Here is a 17,567-nt window from a genome sequence, read left to right as displayed (position 1 = left end):
TCTTAATTTATTTAACAGATTTAATCACTTTAACAGACTCCGTTTTAACATCTGTTCTGACTTTTATGATATAGATTCCCTCGGGGTATCCGCTTATATTAACCGGTACAGTCCTGCCGTTGATGTCAAACTCTAGTAAGGTACGTCCCGCAATATCGATCAACGTTGCGGTACCTTCTTTAAAATCATAGCCTATAATAACATTGGTATAAGTTGACGCAGGATTAGGAATGACCTCGATACTGGATTTTACTTTTTCAACCTTTGTTTTGTCTTTTAGTTTCACCACCCAAAAATCATTGCCTCCAATGCTGCCATTTCTGTCTCTTGATGCAGCCGAGTTGGAAGTTCCTGCCATTAGATAACCTCCGTCTCTGGTCTCAATTAACTTTCTGAGGATATCTTCTCCGGCACTGCCTACGGTTTTATTCCAGATTTCTTCTCCTTTATCGTCTATTTTCATAGCGATATAGTCGTTGATGCCTTCTTTTTCTTTGCTGATGGAGTTAAGTGCTTTAGCAACGATCCCTTCACGCGGGCGCCTGTTTTCACTTTGTGCATAACCGCCAATGAGATAACTTTGGTCTTTGTTTTCTACCAGTGAGGTTAAGATATCCGTTTTTCCAAAATCATAGGTTTTACTCCATAAAACACCTCCCTCTTTATCGAGTTTCAAAATCCAGTAGTCGGTTCCATTGCCTACAATCCCACCCATAGTAGTCAGAGCATTTTTACTGTTGGAATTTCCTCCCGCGATATAACCGCCATCCGCTGTTTGATGAATGACATAAGGCTGATCGTCTCCTTCGGCGCCATAGGTATTTTGCCATTGAATTTCACCGGTATCGTTTATTTTAAGGATCCAGAAATCTCCCACTCCTTTATTACTCTCTGTTTTATCACCTGAAACAGGAGAGTTGGAATAACCCGCCAGAATATAGCCGTTGTCTGAGGTTTGTTCCATGCTTCTTAGTACATCTGCATAACTTCCTCCATAGGTTTTTTGCCATTCGACATCACCTTGTTTGTCCAGTTTAACAATCCAATAGTCCATGTTACCACGGCTTTTTTCTGATTTGTTAAACGAATCTGCTTTTGTGGTTGGTTTGGAAATTCCGTTCGGTACAACAAGTATATTACCCAAAGGATCTGAACTTGATGAGCCTCCTAACATATAACCTCCGTCTTTGGTTTGAAAAGCACATAAGAGTTCGTCCTTCCCCGCACCTCCAATAGTTCGCTGCCATTGTTCACTGCCCGAAGCATCTAATTTGATCACCCAAAAATCAGTAAGGCCTTTGCATTTTTCATTCTTTTGAAAACCTCTTCCTGAACTTGAAGTTCCTGCCAGAATAAAGCCGCCGTCTCTGGTGTTTTTAATACTCTGAAGCAAATCAAATCCGCTTCCGCCTATGCTTTTTTGCCAGACTAAATCTCCTTTTTCGTTCATTTTCCAGATCCAGTAATCCAAATCTCCATGATTATCATCGTCTTTATTTCCGGTTTTATTAGATAGGGAGCTCCCCGCCAAAATAAAACCGTAATCGGCCGTGGGTTGGGCGTCAAACAAATAATCGGCGTGCTGTCCACCATAAGATCTTTCCCAGAGAATGTCCTGGGAGTAGGAAAAAAAGGACAGCATAAATAAGGGTAATAAGTAACATTTTCTCATAATCTATTCTGGTTTAGTCTTTTGGGCAATTTAATTGTGGCGCCAAATCTAACACACTATTTTGTAAGTTACTTACGGCTTTCCACAATCCGTTAAATTTTAGTTAAAAATTACGCCGACAAAACGAACCACCAACTGTAAATTCAATAAGTGGCAGGATTGATGTAATAAATGGCTCTTAATGTGACATATCTGGAAAGAAAAAAGAAAAACTGTCCTTACTAAAACTGAAATTCTGAGAAAAGGGAGAAATGAAAAATTCTTAAAGAGCAGTTTTAACAACAAAAAAATGCACAGCAATCTTAGATCGCTGCGCATTATAAGAACGATAACATTTCGCATCATTCTATTTTTTTTTTAATTCATCTACATCAATTCCGCAAGCAGTTATTTGTACAACAACGGCTTCAAAGACCTCATCGATAAACCCGATCCGGCTCTTTTCTTTAAAATCAATCGAGCCTGCAAAATAGAAGGATTACATGGAGTCCGGTAGTCTGTCGGCCTCATTCTTTTTGCGGTTGAAACGATAAATCACGGTCAGTCTGATGTATCTTCCCTGTGCTCTGAATTCCGATTCTAAGTAATAAAGCGGTGCACTGACTACCTGTTTTGTTATTTGCGAATTAAAAAGGTTGTTTACGTTTAATGTTACCGACATTTTATCGTTAAGAAAGTCCCTATTCAAACCAATATTGGCAGTGTACTGTGCCTCTGTCAGCGACTGCACTCCCTGATTTTTTCCTCGGTATTTAAAACTAAATTCACCCGAAATAATTTTAGGAAACTTAACAACCGAACGAAAATTAGACAACCAGGTCTGATCTTCCACATCATACACTACTGTTTCGTAAGTGCCCTGCTGCTTAAATTTGTAATAGTTAAAATCCAAAGACAGTCGTAGCCAGTTTACCGGACTGTACGTAGACGAAACCTCAACTCCGTAACGATCCTCTGTATCCAGATTTACAGGTGTTCTCACAAAATAGTTCTCAGCCGTACGTTGCAGAATATATTCAAAGAAATTGGTGGTATGCTGATAATATACCGACGGATTAATACTGAATTTTCCGGGCTTGGCCAATAGCGTCAGTTCAAAAGAATTTGTAAACATTGGATTTAAATCGGGGTTTCCGACTGTGAGGTTACGCAAGTCTGAAAGTCCCGAAAATGGATTCAACTGCCAGAATCTCGGACGGTTAATACGTTTACTGTAGCTAAGCTGCAAATCTGTTTTTTCGGTTAAATTGTACACCAAATGTATGGTTGGAAATAAGTTAATGTAGTTTTTGGTGTTGCTGAATGTGTTTTTAGTGTCGGCAATTTTTATATCCGATAGCTCTGTTCGTAGGCCTACCAGATAATTGAACTTTTTAATTTTACTTCCAAACTGAATATAAGCACTATACAGATTTTCATCATACTTTAATTTATTGGTAAACTGATCCTGCAGCACCTCATCAAGAATCGTATAATAATCGCTTCTTAATGCCCGCAAATCACTTCTGATTCCCATTTCAATTTTAGAATTTTCACCTATCGGGTTTACAAAGTCCGATTTTATAAAAATATCATTACTGCTTTCAATATCTCTTGTGTATAAATTAGAAACCTCCGGTTCGTAAGGCAATGTTTTCTGCTGATCGATGTATTGGTTTTCATCATCATTCCAAAAATCATACTGCAGACTGGTTGTCCATTTTTTATCCTTTTTGTCGAATGTTTTTACATAATTTAATTCCAGAGCATTGTAATTTTTAGGTTCCTTATAATTTTCAAATCTGTTAATGATACTGTCTGTTGTCTGGGCTGCATTGGAATAACGATACGTATAAGCCGTTTTGTAATTGTTATTGTTTCTATCGTGGTAATAACTTCCCGTCAGTGTATTTTTAGCATTAATATAATAATCACCGCCTATATAAATATTGTAAATACTGTTATTGCGCTTGTTATCGTCGTATTGATGCAGCGTGGTTACCACATTGTTGTTTGTATTCTGCTGAAATTGTCTGTTTGAAGCATAAACATCAAAATAGCGGTATCCAATATTCGAAAACAGATTTACCTTTTCCGTTTTGTAGCTCACATTAGCATTCAGATTATGATTCGCCGGATTCCCTACCCCAGCCTGTAGCGAGCCGTTAAAACCCTGCATACTGTTTTTCTTCAGTACAATGTTGATGATCCCCGCACTCCCCTGAGCTTCATAAGCTGCTGACGGATTTGTGATGACTTCGACCTTTTCAATATTCGCGGCCGAAATTTGAGACAATCCATTATTTGCCGTTAGCATAGAGGGTTTTCCATTAATCAAAACCGTAACGCCATTATTGCCTCTAAGACTTACGACACCAGCAATATCAACATTTACAGAAGGAACATTATTCAGGATATCATTAGCCGATCCGCCTTTTGAAAGAATGTCTTTTCCCACATTGAATACTTTTTTATCCAGTTTTAATTCTACGGCCGATTTTTCAGCAACAACATTCACTTCGTTAAGCTGATTGATCTCCTCTTCCAGCAAAACGTCTTTTAAGACAAGATCTTTCTGAAGTGAAAATGTATTTATTACTGATGGTTTGTAAGACATGAATTCAATTCGTAACTGGTAATTTCCAGGAGGACTTTTAAAAACATACATCCCATTCTCATCAGAAGAGACGGTTCTCTTATCCTGATTAGCCGATTGCAGTATTACGGTAACGTAAGGCAGGGATTGTTTGGTTTTTGAATCCACTACTTTTCCTTTAAGCGTAAATTCATTGGTCTGTGTCATTCCTTCAAAGCCTAGAAAGAGGATGATGAGTAAGAAGAGCTGTTTCATTTTTGGTTGCGTTTATAATTTTCACCAAAACTCCTCATTAATCACTTGCAAAAATGGTGCGCATGATATACAGTTCTTTCAGACCTACAAACAATTTAATTGACACTACAGACCTTGTTTATCGCCGTTTTTTGCCCGTTAATGTCTTTTTGGGGCCTATTTGTCGACAGGCAATTTCTCTTTCCAAATAAATACTAACTTTGATCCACTATGTCAACATTCGAGAAACTCATCAACTATACTTCAGCCCATCGGGTCACAGCTCATGTCCTTTTCTGGACTTGTTTATATATTATGTTTCTTGGCAAGAATAATTTTGATGATCCTACTTTTAATTTTCGAAATGATATGCTGGCAATCGCATTCGACCTGTTCTTTGCGCTTCTCATCGCTTATTTTATTTCTTATCGCATTCTGCCACGCTTAATGACAGCCAAAAAACAGACTATAGTGTGGATTGAGTTTATTGTCTGCAGTTATTTTATCGCGGCCATTAACCGTACAATGGTAATTTATGTCCTGGAGCCTATTGTTCGTACTCCTCCTTTTGATCAGGAGCCACTTTTTGAAATTTTCACTGATCTTTCGAAACTGTTTCGATCGTATTTTATCCAATCCATTTTTCTCTCTTTGTTTTTTGTCTTTGTAAAACTGATAAAAGATCAGTATGTCGTTCAGAAAAAAGCGTTACTGCTGGAAAAGCAAAAAGCCGAAACGGAGTTAAAGATTCTGAAAGCCCAGTTAAATCCTCATTTTTTATTTAATACGCTAAACAATATCTATTCGCTTTCGCTGAGTAATTCTCCTATTACCTCGCAATCCATTGCTGTTTTATCCGAGATATTAGATTGCATTTTGTATCGCTGCAGCAGTACGTACGTACCCATTTCACAAGAGGTCACACTGCTTAACAATTATATTGCACTCGAAAAATTGAGATATGATGAAAGGCTTAGCGTGATTTTTACCACCGATATAGACCATAATGGTGTTATAGCCCCTTTAATTTTACTTTCGTTAGTCGAAAATGCCTTTAAACATGGCGCTGGCGAAGACACTGGAAACTCACCTATCATTGCTATAGACCTAAAAGTAGTAAACAATCGTTTTATCTTTACGGTGAAAAACACAATTGGAAAAAGTGAAACTGAGTCTGAAAACGACAAGATTGGTCTGAACAATATCGTTCAGCAACTGGACAAAATTTATCCGAAAAATTATACTTTTAAGGTAATAAAGAGTGATACCCATTTTACGGCTCATTTAGAAGTCAACCTGCAAAACGATCAACACTAAGCGAAGAAAGATGAAGATACGATGTTTATTAGTCGATGATGAGCCTTTGGCCATAAACCTCCTGCAAAACCACATCAGTAAGTTGGATTATTTTGAGATTGTAGGCACATGTCCAAACGCTTTAAAAGCCGCTGAAGTATTAAGAACAACGACTGTTGATCTTATGTTTTTAGACATTAAAATGCCGCAGATAACCGGAATTGATTTCTTAAAAACACTAAAAAATCCTCCTTCCATAATTTTTACAACGGCCTATCGCGAATATGCGCTGGAGAGTTATGAACTTGATATTATAGATTATTTACTCAAACCTATTACTTTTGATCGTTTTTTTAAAGCCACCGATCGTTATTTACGCATCAGTGGCCCTACTAACAATAAGATTATAACTCCGCCTCTGGAGAATTTTATTTACATAAGAAACGGATCTAAGTTTCATAAAATAAATACTGATAGTGTTTTATTTATAGAAAGCGTGAAAGATTACATTGTGGTTCATCAAAAAGAAGGGGTAAAACTTACCGCAAAATACAAGATCGGTGATATCGAAATGGAACTTCAGGGAAAAGATTTCCTTCGGGTACACCGCTCTTATATTATTAACTTAAAAAACATTACTGCCTTTACCGCCTATGATGTTGAAATTGGAGCTATCGAAATCCCTATTGGAGCAAGTTATAAAGAATATGTTTTTAAAATATTGAAAAACTCTTAGTGGCTTACTCTCTTTTTAGCTTTAAAATTTGATAGCAATCTTACCAATAGTCTTACCTGACTCTAAAAGCTCATGTGCTTTTTTAAAGTTCCCTGCCGTTAAACCATCAAGCGTTACATTGAGTGTCGATTTTAGGATTCCTTTATCCAAAAGATCAGCTAATTGATTCAGAATAACGTGTTGCTCCTGCATATCATCGGTTTCAAACATAGATCGTGTGTACATCAGTTCCCAGGAGAAGGAAGCACTTTTATTTTTGAGTTTGTTCAACGCAACCGGATCACTGTTTCCGGTGATAGACGCAATATGACCTTGGGGTTTAATTAATTCTGCCATAATATCCCAATAAGAATTAGTGTCGACAAAATCTAAAATAAAATCGACCTGTTGAAACCCTGCTTCCCGAACCGAAGCAATCAGGTTTTTGTGATCGACCACGAAGTCTGCGCCCTGCTTTTTGCACCAAGCGATAGTTTCGGGACGCGATGCTGTTGCAATAACGGTTAAATCCGCAATTTTCTTAGCCAGTTGAATGGCGATCGAACCTACTCCTCCTGCACCTCCAATAATCAAAATTGATTTGCCTTTGTCTTTTTCAGGATTGATTCGAATGCGATCAAAAAGAATTTCCCAGGCGGTTAAACCAGTCAGCGGTATCACAGCCGATTCTTCAAGGCTTAAGGACTTCGGTTTTCTGCCTACAATTCGTTCATCAATACTTTGGTATTCGGCATTACTGCCTGGTTTGGTAATATCTCCGGCATAAAACACTTCATCGCCTACCTTAAACAAAGTCACCTTCTCTCCTACTGCTTCCACAATACCCACAGCATCCCAGCCTATAATTTTTGGTATTTCTAAAACCGTATCTTTCGCACTGCCCTGACGAATTTTAAAATCAACCGGATTAACGGATACTGCACTTATTTTTACTACTAAATCACGTTCTCCGGGAACTGGCTTTGGAGTTTCAAATGCTATAAAACTCTCTTCTTCAGCAATTGGTAACGATGTTTTAAATCCTATGGCTTTCATCTTTATACTTTTTAAGTTGTATTAGTACTACAAAGATAAATACAGTCCGAATCTTACAAACGGTATAATTTTATACTAAATCAGTATATTCTTATCAAAAGTCAATAGCACTTTCGAATTCACAAATACAAAAAAAGCTGATCCTAAAACCAGCTTCTTACTTTTACTATTTAAAATTTAGCTGCAAATTCTTTTGCAAAATCTTCCAGTTTAATTTGTCCCTCAACAGAACTATAATCGCTTAAAAAATGTGTTGCGATTTTACCACTTCTAATACCTGATCCCATTTCAGTATACAATTCAGCAATTTCTTCCGGCAGTCCCGCTTGTTTCATTCCATCAAGAGATTGTACATCGGTAAATTCTACCCATGGTAAATCCGGTTTTCCAATGACTAAGCCTAAAGTTTTGGCTACTTCATTTGGAGTTCGCACATCACTTACAATATAACGAATGTTCTTTCCCGCTATGATCTTTAGTAATTCTTCAGAAACTGCTGTTGCAATATCTTCAGGATGTACAAAAGGAATCGTAGTATTAGAAGGATAATTTGCTCCAATAATTCCCGCTCCCTTAATCATTGGAACATCATGGTACAAATTCGTGTAGAAAAAACCCGCACGAAGATACGTAACCGATACGTTCTCTAATGACTCATACAATTTCTCGATATTATGAAGTCCGGCAATTGGACCATTTCCTCCCGGTAAATCTGCACCAATACTACTCAGCATTACAACACGTTTTACTCCGGCAGCTGCTATGGCTTTTGCAAGTGCTTTACCGGCGTCCGTAGTATTGGTAATGATATTAACTCCTCCCATATTAGGCGGAGTCATTGCAAATACAGCATCAGCTCCTTCAAATGCGCTTTGCAAAAAAGCGGCATCACTTACAGAACCTATCGCTGCTTTGGCTCCTGCTGCTTCAATCTCTTTTACCCGGTCTGTACTGCTACTGATTACTGTTACCTCATGTCCTGAGGCAATAAGTTTTTGTGTCAATGGTTTACCTATGTTTCCTAATGATCCTGAAATTGTAATTTTCATCTCTGTTTATTTTTTTATGTTGTGCAACAAAGGTATATTTGCACTTACTTTTATACAAGTACTTACCCTAAAGTATGCACTATGACCGCAATCAAAGAATCATCGACTATTCAGGAAAACAAACAATACGCTTTAGACAAATGTCCCGTAACTTATGTTATGGAAAAAATTGGAGGCTATTGGAAACCCATTATCATTTACCATCTTTCAGGCGGAAGCAAACGTTACAGCGAACTAAAAAGGGCTATCCCTGCAGTTACCGAAAAGATGCTGATACAACATTTAAAACAGCTCGAAGCCGACCATCTTATCATTAGAGAAGCTAAACCGGTTGTACCTCCTTTTGTGACCTATAGCTTAAGTCCTTCGGGAAAAGGTTTAATGCCTGTTATCGAAGCTATGGCGACATGGGCCTTCAAGGATAAAGAAGATGGATTTAAGAATTCTTAAAATAATACGGTCTCAAAAATAATCATCCAAAGTAGCCCAACATCTTGTTACCTTTACATAAAAAGACCCAAATGAGAAAAATAGGTACAACACAAGCAGGTTTCCTTTTAAGAATTGTTTTAGGAATTACGATGCTCTCTGCCGTTGCCGACCGTTTTGGTCTTTGGGGTGCACCCGGCGCTCCCGGAGTTGCGTGGGGAAACTGGGACAATTTTATTCTTTACACCCAAACCTTAAACTCCTTTGCCAGTAAATCCTTAGCAGAAGTATTGGGAGCTTTGGCTACTTTTTTCGAAATTGTCTTTGGCTTATTTTTAATCCTAGGATTTAAAACCCGTCAAGTTGCTTTGGGAACTTCCGCATTAATGCTACTTTTTGCCCTTTCAATGGCGGTTTCAGTTTCGGTAAAAGCTCCTTTTGATTACTCGGTTCTAACAAGTGCTGCAGCTGCTTTACTGCTTTCGACCATAGACAGAACTTATCTTGCTTTAGACAATCAGTCAAAATAAGATTTTTAAAATCCTTACACCCTAAAAATCCGCAGAATCATCTACTGCTTTTTTGTATTCTTCAACCTACAAAACACCTAAATAACAGGTTTTCAAATACCTGACTGCTTAGCGTGCAAATTTTATAATTCGCTTTGAAAATTTTATAACATTTCTTAAATCTAAATTCCCAATTTGAACGTATGTAAGGGAATACGATACTCTGGAGGAATTAAGTTCAAATGGAAATGGTTTTTGGGGCATATTGAGCTTAAAATCTTCCGGATTATCGTTTGTTTTAATAATTTTTAAACGAAGGAAGAGATTGGAAAAATTAACGGTTCAGAGATTAAAAAAGAGTTTAGATTATCTCAAAAGCAAACAGCGGGAATTAAAAAAACTGAATGAGGAGGATACACGGACTCTTGAATCCATCATAAAGTATTTAAAAAAAGACATGATTGATCAGTATAAATTAAACGAATACGATTTGTACATCAAGCAAGATGTCAAAAATACGGAGACTTTTATCAGCAGTGTACAAAAAATAATAGACGACAACCTGTAAGTTCCTCTTTTTTAACGTTTCATTCTTAAACTCTGGTTTTTACCCTATAATCAACCAGTTAAGTCCTTTTTTGTGTTTTTTTTCACCATTTAAATATTAAAATTAAGCTGTTTTAGTTTTTAATTATGAAATAAAACATTTCTCTGCCCGATATCAATTCGTAAATTAGCGGTAACAAAATTGATTCGAATGACAGTACTTACGTTTACCCTGATTATGATTCTTGGTGCTTTTTTAGCAGGTTTTATTGGTTCATTATCAGGTTTAGGTGGCGGGATTATCATAATTCCGCTTTTAACAGTCATTCTTGGCGTTGACATTCATTATGCAATTGGTGCGGCACTGGTTTCGGTAATTGCCACTTCCTCGGGTTCTGCTGCCGCTTATGTCAGAGAGGGAATCACCAACATGCGACTGGGGATCTTTCTCGAAATTGCTACCACAATTGGGGCCGTTTGCGGAGCCCTACTTTCAACCATCGCTCCTACTTCCTTTATTGCCATTTTATTCGGACTTACTTTAATCTTCTCAGCTATCAATTCTCTTCGAAAAAAAGAAGAACATATCGTTTTAGAATCCAGTCCTTTGGCTAAAAAACTGAGATTAGAGGGGACTTATCCGTCGCATCATGGAGAAATAATTCGTTACGGAACCAAAAACGTCGTGGGCGGTTTTGGTATGATGGGAATTGCCGGAATGATGTCGGGTTTATTAGGAATAGGTTCCGGTGCTTTTAAAGTCATTGCCATGGACAATATTATGAGAATTCCGTTTAAAGTTTCTACTACAACCAGTAATTTTATGATGGGCGTTACGGCAATGGCGAGTTCTGTTATTTATATTCAAAAAGGATACATCGAACCCGGAATTTGTATGCCCGTAGTAATTGGTGTACTGTTTGGTGCTATGGCAGGCGCTAAAGTTTTGGTTAAAACAAATCCTAAAAAACTACGTATATTCTTTGCCTGTCTGATATTTGTACTTGCGGTAAATATGATCTATAACGGAATTAATGGAAAAATCTAAGATTATGCAACACGAAAAATTTGGAGAAAAAGATTTTCAAACCATTATTGGGAATTTATTGCGTTATGGCGTTTGGATTTCCCTATCGGTCGCTTTTATTGGCGGAATTGTTTATTTGATGGCGCACAGCACAGATATTGAAGATTACTCGGTCTTTCATGAAAATGATCGCAATATTTTTGAAGTAATTTCGGCAATATATCAGGGCGTAATTCAGGGAAATGGCGAATCGTTGATCTTTTTTGGGATCATCCTGCTTTTTCTAACCCCGGTTTTACGCGTTTTATTGTCACTATTTTCTTTTTTACTGGAAAAGGATTATTTGTATGTAGGGATCACCTTAATTGTTATTGTGATTATTCTGATCAGTGTTTCCTTTGGTTTTTCTCATTGATTGTGGGCTGTAAGCTTAAAGCTATAGGCTTTGGGCTTTTTGAAAAAACATATTACTTAATAACAACCAAGCCTCACAGATTTAAAAACCTGTCGGGTTTAGGGCTGCAGGCCTACCGAAAAAGCATATTACCTAAAGCCTAAAGCCTATGGCTAAAAAAATAACTGCGATAAGTATTAGGCTGTAGGCTTTCTGAAAAAGCATATTGCTTAAGGCTTAAAGCCTAATGCTAAAAAAAATGGAAATAGGAATTGACAGTTTCGCTTCGGCGATGTACGGAGACCAGAATACCTTAAGCAGTGTTGATGCAATGGAACAATTACTCCAAAGAATCGAGCTGGCAGATCAGGCTGGACTTGACGTTTTTGGAATTGGTGAACATCATAAAAAAGAGTTTTTAGATTCGGCTACCGCAGTAATCTTAAGTGCTGCCGCGGCGCGAACAAAACGCATTCGATTGTCAAGTGCTGTTTCGGTTTTAAGTGCTTCCGACCCGGTAAGAGTCTATCAAAGTTTTGCAACCCTTGACTTAATTTCAAAAGGAAGAGCCGAAATTGTAGTAGGTCGTGGCTCTTCAATCGAAGCTTACCCTCTTTTCGGATTTAATCTGAATGACTACGACGAGCTTTTTAAAGAAAAATTAGAGCTTTTACTTCAAATCAGAGACAATGAATTTGTAACCTGGTCGGGGAAATTTCGTCCCGCTTTGAATAATCTTCCGGTTTATCCGAGGGCTTTACAGGAAAAACTACCAGTTTGGTTGGGCGTTGGCGGAACTCCTGAATCTTTTATAAGAGCAGGATCCTTAGGTTTGCCTTTAATGGTAGCCGTTATTGGAGGTCAGACACATCGTTTCCGTCCGTTAGTAGATTTGTATCGTGAAGCAGGAAAAGCTGCCGGTTTCCAGCCCGAAGAACTTCAGGTAGGCTTACATTCACCTGGGTTTGCAGCAAGCACTACCGCAAAAGCCATCGAAGAATATTATCCGGGTTATGCTGAACTTTGGACAAAATTAGGCTTAGAACGCGGCTGGCCACCAGTTACCAGAGCCAAATTTGACGATTTAATTGACGATCTGGGTGTTCTGGTTGTAGGTGATCCTGAGCGCATTGCCGATAAAATCTTGCGACACAGTGAATCTCTTGGCGGAATTTCAAGATTTACATTTCAAATGGATAATGCAGGCCTGACCCACAAACAACTAATGAATGCAATAGAACTTATTGGTACAAAGGTCATTTCGCTCGTTCAAAAAGGGTAGCTTTTTTATCACGGATTATAAAGATTAAAAAGAATTTCTTACTTCACCATAACAAACAAACCCGACAGGTTTCAAAAACCTGTCGGGCTTACTTTAAAATAACCCTCAGAACCTTAGTACCTTTGAGCCTAAAAATTAAAACTTATATGTTACCCCAACTCTAAAGTTTCTTGGAGCTTCTGTTTGCCAGTAATAAGCCGTAAGCCACTCATAATAAGATCCGCTGTATAGGTATTTGTCCAGAATATTAAACACGTTAGCTGTAATTTTAAATTTACCTGTTTCATAAGATAAACCTCCATCCAATTTAAAATAGTTTGGCAATCTTACCCCTCCAACACTCCAGCTGTCTGTTTGACGGTCTGCCAGATAAGTACCTCCTATCGAAGCTCCTAATCCTTTTAGCTTGCCGGTTTGGATGCTGTAATTCAACCATGCATTTGCAGTATGTTTAGCGAAGCCCGGTACAACAGAACCAACGTTTATAGATGTAATAGCAGAGCTCGTTACAATCGATTCTGTAAAAGCATAATTGGCAATAAGATTAAGTCCATCGAATAATTTTCCTCTTACGTCAAATTCAATACCTTGCGCTCTTTTCTCTCCCAAAACAATTTTATAAACATCGTCTGGCCCATTCTTAGGATCAGAAGTAAGTTCATTTTGTTTTACGATACGATAAGCCGCTAATGTAGTGCTCCATGATCCGTCAAACCAATCTTTCTTAACTCCAAATTCTAGATTATTTCCTGTAAGTGGTTTTACTTTACCTCCAAGCTTAATAATTCCTGATTGAGGTATAAAAGCCTGATCGTATAAACCGTAAACGGCAAGATTATCTGTCACCGAATAACTAACTCCCACACGTGGTGTGATATGACTATCGGCATCAGTTGCTCCCCAACTTGTTTGGCTAATCCAGGTATATCGTGCCGCAAGAGTCAGCCTCAATTTGTTTTCAAAGAAACCAAGCTCATCCTGAATATAACCTGCCGCATACTTTTGCCCAAGTCTACCACCAACTCCAGCTCTAATAGAAAGTGGTGTTGTACGATCGAAACTTGGGAAGCCGTTAGAAGGTGTACCGTAATTTGGATTGTAAACATTAAACGGATTAGCAGCCGTATCAAGATTATGAGATTGTCCCCAATCTGCCATATAATCTTTGTTACCTAAATCTACACCACCTAATATTTTATGTGTAACTTGTCCTGTACTGAACTTCCCGTTTACGAATATCTGACCTAAATACATATTACTTTCTGCATCCCAGATCCCTACATTTCTGATAATATTCCCTTTTCCAAGAGCGTTCTCACTTGAACCAACTGTATTCGGCCATGAACTGTAACCTTGCTGAATGTATTTGAAATAAGAAGTTTGCGCTGTAAGTTTCCAATTATCATCAAACTTATGCTCAAACATAAAATATCCGCTATGATCCTGAATGTTTGTATCAGGCAAACCTGGTTGTGTCAGCGTAAATCCAATCGGTAAAGTTCCATATCCATCAGAGTTAGGTCCAAATACATAATAAGAACCTACTTCCGTCATGTTGGCATACTGAAAGTTATATTCAGCGGTAATTTTTGTTTTATCATCAACCTGATACGTAATTACCGGAGCAATTACATAACGGTCATTGTGCTCAAATGGACGATGCGAACCTCTCTTTTGTGCCGCCGCATTAAAACGATACAATAACTTTCCTTTTTTATCCAATTTTCCGTCAAGATCAATACTGGCTCTGTAAAAATCATAACTTCCCGCCATTACACTAGCTTCTCCTTTTGTAATTCCGGTTGGCTTCTTAGTTACTACGTTATACAATCCGCTTGGATCACCACTGGAAAGCATAAATCCTGCCGGTCCTTTTACAAACTCAATATGGTCTACAAAACTCATGTCTTCAGTAAGTGGTCCCCATGAAGAAGAAACTACGTTAAACCCATTTCGGAACGCCTGAACCTGAGAACCACGCATTTTTATGTTGGTATACAAATCTCCCCAATGCTCTGAACGTACTGCACCACTCACGTTTCTGATCACACCGTCACTCATACTTACAATCTGTTGATCCTTTAAAGTCTGACCGCTCACAATCTGAATATTCTGCGGAATTTCAAGCACAGGAGTTTGAAGACGTAAAGATAAAGAAGGCTTGTCCTGCTTGTATTTATTTTTCGTAATCACAACTTCATCCAGGTCTTCCTGACTCTCCGAAAGCATGAAGTTTTTAGTAATCGTTTGCTTAGCTGCAACTGTAATTCTGTCTTCAACCGGACGAATTCCTACTGCGCTAATGCTAATAGTATAACTGGCTGCCTTAACATTCTTTATTTCGTACTGTCCGTGTTCGTTCGTAACGGCACTATACTTCGTTCCTTTAAGCGCAACAGAAACATTTTCTGCCGGTACATTTCCCGATAAGGAAACCTTTCCGGTTACTTTTCCCAGTTCCTGACTCGTCATAGACAATGAACTTAGGAAAATCAAGGAAAATAAAACTTTTTTTAAACTCATGATATTTATTATTATTTGGTTTTCATTTCGCTGGCAAAAGTAATGGCTAAAACTCTGTTTTCCAAATTATTTTTAATCATTCTAAATAAATATAATTCAAGAAATAAAGAATTCGCCACTAAACTCAAAAAGCGAAACATTTTGCGCACCAAATCATTCAATAACAAATAACTCTGCTTACCTTTAATCTGAAAAAAATCTAAAAACATTACTTCAGATATGAATCACACGAACACAATCAAAAAAGTAGCTATTGTTGGATACAACCGTATTCCGTTTGCAAGAGCTAATACGGCCTACGCCGAAGTTGGAAATCAGCAAATGATGATTGCTGCTCTTGATGGTCTTGTACACAAATACAATTTGAAAGGGAAATTATTAGGAGAAGTTGCCGGAGGTGCTGTGATCAAACATACCTATGATAATAACCTAATTAGAGAATGTGTTTTGAAAACGGCACTTGATCCCGCAACACCTGCCTGTGATTTACAGCAAGCCTGTGATACCGGAATTGAAAGTGCTATTTATATTGCCAACAAAATAGCCTTAGGTCAAATAGAATGCGGAATTGCCGGAGGGGTTGATTCTATTAGCGATATTCCGATGGCAGTAAGCGACAAGCTTAGAAAGATTCTGCTCAACGCCAGAAATGCAAAATCACTGGGTGAAAAACTAAAACAATTTTTAAAAATTCGTCCCAAAGATTTGGCACCGCTTGTTCCCCGAAATGAAGAAGTTCAAACCGGACTCTCGATGGGCGGACATACCGAAATCACAGCCAAACATTATAAAATTTCCCGTGAAGACCAGGATAATCTCGCGCTTAAAAGTCATCTCAATATGGCAAAAGCCTACGACGAAGGTTTTTTTGATGATATGATAACGCCATTCAACGGACTTTTTAAAGACAATAATCTGCGAAAAGACAGTACACTTGAAAAGCTTGCCAAATTAAAACCGGCCTTTGACAAAACCAACGGAACCCTAACCGCCGGAAACTCAACACCATTAACTGATGGGGCGTCCTGCATACTTTTAGCCAGTGAAGAATGGGCCAAAGAACAGGGACTTCCAATTTTAGCCTACATCACTTTTGCAGAAATTGCTGCCATCGAATATGTCAAAAATCAGCAAAACCTTTTGTTGGCTCCTTTGTTTGCGGTCAGCAATATGCTCGACAAAGCTGGTTTAACTTTACAGGATTTTGATTATTATGAAATTCACGAAGCTTTTGCCGCGCAGGTTTTAGCCACTTTAAAAATCTGGGAAAGCCCAGAATTAAGCGCTCAGATCGGGCTTTCTAAAACCCTCGGTGCCATTGACCGCGAAAAACTAAACGTGAAAGGAAGCAGTCTCGCAGCCGCACACCCCTTTGCCGCCACAGGAGGCCGTATCATCGGTGTAATGGCCAAATTATTAAATGAAAAAGGATCAGGGCGAGGACTAATTTCTATTTGTGCTGCTGGAGGACAAGGCGTTACAATGATTATCGAAAAATAAAAAAAGAAAAACCGGACAGCCTTTAAAAACTTGTCCGGTTTACTACTCACGAAATGTTCAACTCTCGCAATTTATTCTCCGCTTAAAAAGCAAACTCCGCAACATCAGTTAAAGCTTTTGGCAGTGCATTCTCAGCAAAATCAGGAATTGAAGTTCCTTCTACACGAAAAGTCGTTACATCGGTAATTCCCAGAAAACCCAAAACAACTCGCAAATATGGTTCTGCAAAATCGTAACTTTTATAAGGCCCTTCAGAAAATACAGCGCCTGACGCAACAGACAAAAATACTTTTTTACCGGTTACTAAACCTTTTGGTCCATTTTCATCATAACTAAAGGTTTTGCCGGCTCTGGCCACCTGATCAATCCACCCTTTTAATAAGGCAGGAATCCCAAAATTATAAATTGGAACCCCAATAACTATAATATCAGCTTCCAACAAATCATTTACAGCGTCATCAGAAAGCTTAATCGATTCTGATTGACTTTCAGAATAGGCATCCGCAGGAGTATAAAATGCACTAAGCTGCAATTCATCAAGATAAGGCAATGGTGTTTTAGAAAGATCAAAAGTTTGTATCGTACTTTGAGGATATTCTTTTGCAAGCTTCTCCAAAACGGCATTTGATAATTTATTACTAAAGGAAGCATCTCCTTTGATGCTGGTTACTATATTCAGAATCTTTTTACTCATGTTTATTATTATTTTGTTTTGCAATACAAACTTATCTACATTTGCTATACCTTTTTTAGTACTATC

Annotated in this window: 15 protein-coding genes; 9 read left to right on the top strand and 6 right to left on the bottom strand. The window is 38.1% G+C overall.

Annotated elements, in window-relative coordinates; genetic code table 11:
* Positions 1-7 precede the first annotated feature (7 nt).
* Together AC3IS6_RS15250 and AC3IS6_RS15245 are read right to left on the bottom strand one after the other, a co-directional pair.
* Positions 8-1,672 (bottom strand): T9SS type A sorting domain-containing protein, encoded by a 1,665-nt coding sequence (locus AC3IS6_RS15250; RefSeq protein ID WP_489160577.1) that lies wholly within the window; start codon positions 1,670-1,672, stop codon positions 8-10.
* Positions 1,673-2,150: 478 nt separating this feature from the next.
* Positions 2,151-4,502, bottom strand: a complete 2,352-nt coding sequence (locus AC3IS6_RS15245; protein WP_489160575.1) for a TonB-dependent receptor — start codon at positions 4,500-4,502, stop codon at positions 2,151-2,153.
* Between the two features lie 210 nt (positions 4,503-4,712).
* Between AC3IS6_RS15245 and AC3IS6_RS15240 the strand changes: the two genes are divergently transcribed.
* Together AC3IS6_RS15240 and AC3IS6_RS15235 are read left to right on the top strand one after the other, a co-directional pair.
* Positions 4,713-5,798, top strand: a complete 1,086-nt coding sequence (locus AC3IS6_RS15240; protein ID WP_489160573.1) for a sensor histidine kinase — start codon at positions 4,713-4,715, stop codon at positions 5,796-5,798.
* A gap of 10 nt (positions 5,799-5,808) precedes the next feature.
* Positions 5,809-6,513, top strand: coding sequence for a LytR/AlgR family response regulator transcription factor (locus AC3IS6_RS15235; RefSeq protein WP_489160571.1), 705 nt, complete (start codon positions 5,809-5,811; stop codon positions 6,511-6,513).
* Positions 6,514-6,534: 21 nt separating this feature from the next.
* Here AC3IS6_RS15235 and AC3IS6_RS15230 read toward each other — a convergent pair whose 3' ends face one another.
* Both AC3IS6_RS15230 and AC3IS6_RS15225 read right to left on the bottom strand, forming a co-directional pair.
* Positions 6,535-7,548 carry a zinc-binding alcohol dehydrogenase family protein gene (locus AC3IS6_RS15230; RefSeq protein ID WP_489160570.1) on the bottom strand — a complete coding sequence of 338 codons (1,014 nt, stop codon included), beginning with the start codon at positions 7,546-7,548 and terminating at the stop codon, positions 6,535-6,537.
* 170 nt (positions 7,549-7,718) lie between these two features.
* Positions 7,719-8,597: an NmrA family NAD(P)-binding protein gene (locus tag AC3IS6_RS15225; RefSeq protein ID WP_489160568.1), complete on the bottom strand. Its 879-nt coding sequence runs from the start codon at positions 8,595-8,597 to the stop codon at positions 7,719-7,721.
* A gap of 81 nt (positions 8,598-8,678) precedes the next feature.
* Between AC3IS6_RS15225 and AC3IS6_RS15220 the strand changes: the two genes are divergently transcribed.
* The 6 genes from AC3IS6_RS15220 (at position 8,679) to AC3IS6_RS15195 (ending at position 12,784) form a co-directional block, all read left to right on the top strand.
* Positions 8,679-9,047 (top strand): winged helix-turn-helix transcriptional regulator, encoded by a 369-nt coding sequence (locus AC3IS6_RS15220; protein ID WP_489160566.1) that lies wholly within the window; start codon positions 8,679-8,681, stop codon positions 9,045-9,047.
* 71 nt (positions 9,048-9,118) lie between these two features.
* The gene (locus AC3IS6_RS15215; protein ID WP_489160564.1) at positions 9,119-9,556 is read left to right on the top strand and encodes a DoxX family protein; all 438 of its coding nucleotides are present in this window, start codon (positions 9,119-9,121) and stop codon (positions 9,554-9,556) included.
* A gap of 304 nt (positions 9,557-9,860) precedes the next feature.
* A complete protein-coding gene (locus AC3IS6_RS15210; RefSeq protein WP_489160562.1) occupies positions 9,861-10,103 on the top strand; it encodes a hypothetical protein in 243 nt (80 codons plus the stop codon).
* Positions 10,104-10,292: 189 nt separating this feature from the next.
* A complete protein-coding gene (locus tag AC3IS6_RS15205) occupies positions 10,293-11,129 on the top strand; it encodes a sulfite exporter TauE/SafE family protein (protein WP_489160560.1) in 837 nt (278 codons plus the stop codon).
* A gap of 4 nt (positions 11,130-11,133) precedes the next feature.
* The gene (locus tag AC3IS6_RS15200; protein WP_246253146.1) at positions 11,134-11,523 is read left to right on the top strand and encodes a DUF1634 domain-containing protein; all 390 of its coding nucleotides are present in this window, start codon (positions 11,134-11,136) and stop codon (positions 11,521-11,523) included.
* A gap of 238 nt (positions 11,524-11,761) precedes the next feature.
* Positions 11,762-12,784 (top strand): Atu2307/SP_0267 family LLM class monooxygenase, encoded by a 1,023-nt coding sequence (locus AC3IS6_RS15195; protein WP_489160558.1) that lies wholly within the window; start codon positions 11,762-11,764, stop codon positions 12,782-12,784.
* Between the two features lie 135 nt (positions 12,785-12,919).
* Here AC3IS6_RS15195 and AC3IS6_RS15190 read toward each other — a convergent pair whose 3' ends face one another.
* Complete coding sequence (locus tag AC3IS6_RS15190) at positions 12,920-15,307, bottom strand: TonB-dependent siderophore receptor (protein WP_489160556.1); 2,388 nt, start codon at positions 15,305-15,307, stop codon at positions 12,920-12,922.
* A gap of 219 nt (positions 15,308-15,526) precedes the next feature.
* On the opposite strand from AC3IS6_RS15190, the gene AC3IS6_RS15185 reads away from it, so the two are divergent.
* On the top strand, positions 15,527-16,807 hold the full coding sequence (locus AC3IS6_RS15185) for an acetyl-CoA C-acetyltransferase (protein ID WP_489160554.1): 1,281 nt from the start codon (positions 15,527-15,529) through the stop codon (positions 16,805-16,807).
* Positions 16,808-16,889: 82 nt separating this feature from the next.
* Here the strand turns inward: AC3IS6_RS15185 and AC3IS6_RS15180 are convergent, their stop codons facing one another.
* On the bottom strand, positions 16,890-17,501 hold the full coding sequence (locus AC3IS6_RS15180) for an FMN-dependent NADH-azoreductase (protein WP_489160552.1): 612 nt from the start codon (positions 17,499-17,501) through the stop codon (positions 16,890-16,892).
* Positions 17,502-17,567 lie beyond the last annotated feature (66 nt).

This window comes from Flavobacterium sp. KH_035 (assembly GCF_057839565.1).
This window is presented reverse-complemented; position numbering and strand designations above follow the sequence as displayed.

Excerpts from the sequence above, each read along its gene's own strand:
- AC3IS6_RS15250 (WP_489160577.1), bottom strand. The coding sequence starts at position 1,672 with ATGAGAAAATGTTACTTATTACCCTTATTTATGCTGTCCTTTTTTTCC.
- AC3IS6_RS15245 (WP_489160575.1), bottom strand. The coding sequence starts at position 4,502 with ATGAAACAGCTCTTCTTACTCATCATCCTCTTTCTAGGCTTTGAAGGA.
- AC3IS6_RS15240 (WP_489160573.1), top strand. The coding sequence starts at position 4,713 with ATGTCAACATTCGAGAAACTCATCAACTATACTTCAGCCCATCGGGTC.
- AC3IS6_RS15235 (WP_489160571.1), top strand. The coding sequence starts at position 5,809 with ATGAAGATACGATGTTTATTAGTCGATGATGAGCCTTTGGCCATAAAC.
- AC3IS6_RS15230 (WP_489160570.1), bottom strand. The coding sequence starts at position 7,548 with ATGAAAGCCATAGGATTTAAAACATCGTTACCAATTGCTGAAGAAGAG.
- AC3IS6_RS15225 (WP_489160568.1), bottom strand. The coding sequence starts at position 8,597 with ATGAAAATTACAATTTCAGGATCATTAGGAAACATAGGTAAACCATTG.
- AC3IS6_RS15220 (WP_489160566.1), top strand. The coding sequence starts at position 8,679 with ATGACCGCAATCAAAGAATCATCGACTATTCAGGAAAACAAACAATAC.
- AC3IS6_RS15215 (WP_489160564.1), top strand. The coding sequence starts at position 9,119 with ATGAGAAAAATAGGTACAACACAAGCAGGTTTCCTTTTAAGAATTGTT.
- AC3IS6_RS15205 (WP_489160560.1), top strand. The coding sequence starts at position 10,293 with ATGACAGTACTTACGTTTACCCTGATTATGATTCTTGGTGCTTTTTTA.
- AC3IS6_RS15200 (WP_246253146.1), top strand. The coding sequence starts at position 11,134 with ATGCAACACGAAAAATTTGGAGAAAAAGATTTTCAAACCATTATTGGG.
- AC3IS6_RS15195 (WP_489160558.1), top strand. The coding sequence starts at position 11,762 with ATGGAAATAGGAATTGACAGTTTCGCTTCGGCGATGTACGGAGACCAG.
- AC3IS6_RS15190 (WP_489160556.1), bottom strand. The coding sequence starts at position 15,307 with ATGAGTTTAAAAAAAGTTTTATTTTCCTTGATTTTCCTAAGTTCATTG.
- AC3IS6_RS15185 (WP_489160554.1), top strand. The coding sequence starts at position 15,527 with ATGAATCACACGAACACAATCAAAAAAGTAGCTATTGTTGGATACAAC.
- AC3IS6_RS15180 (WP_489160552.1), bottom strand. The coding sequence starts at position 17,501 with ATGAGTAAAAAGATTCTGAATATAGTAACCAGCATCAAAGGAGATGCT.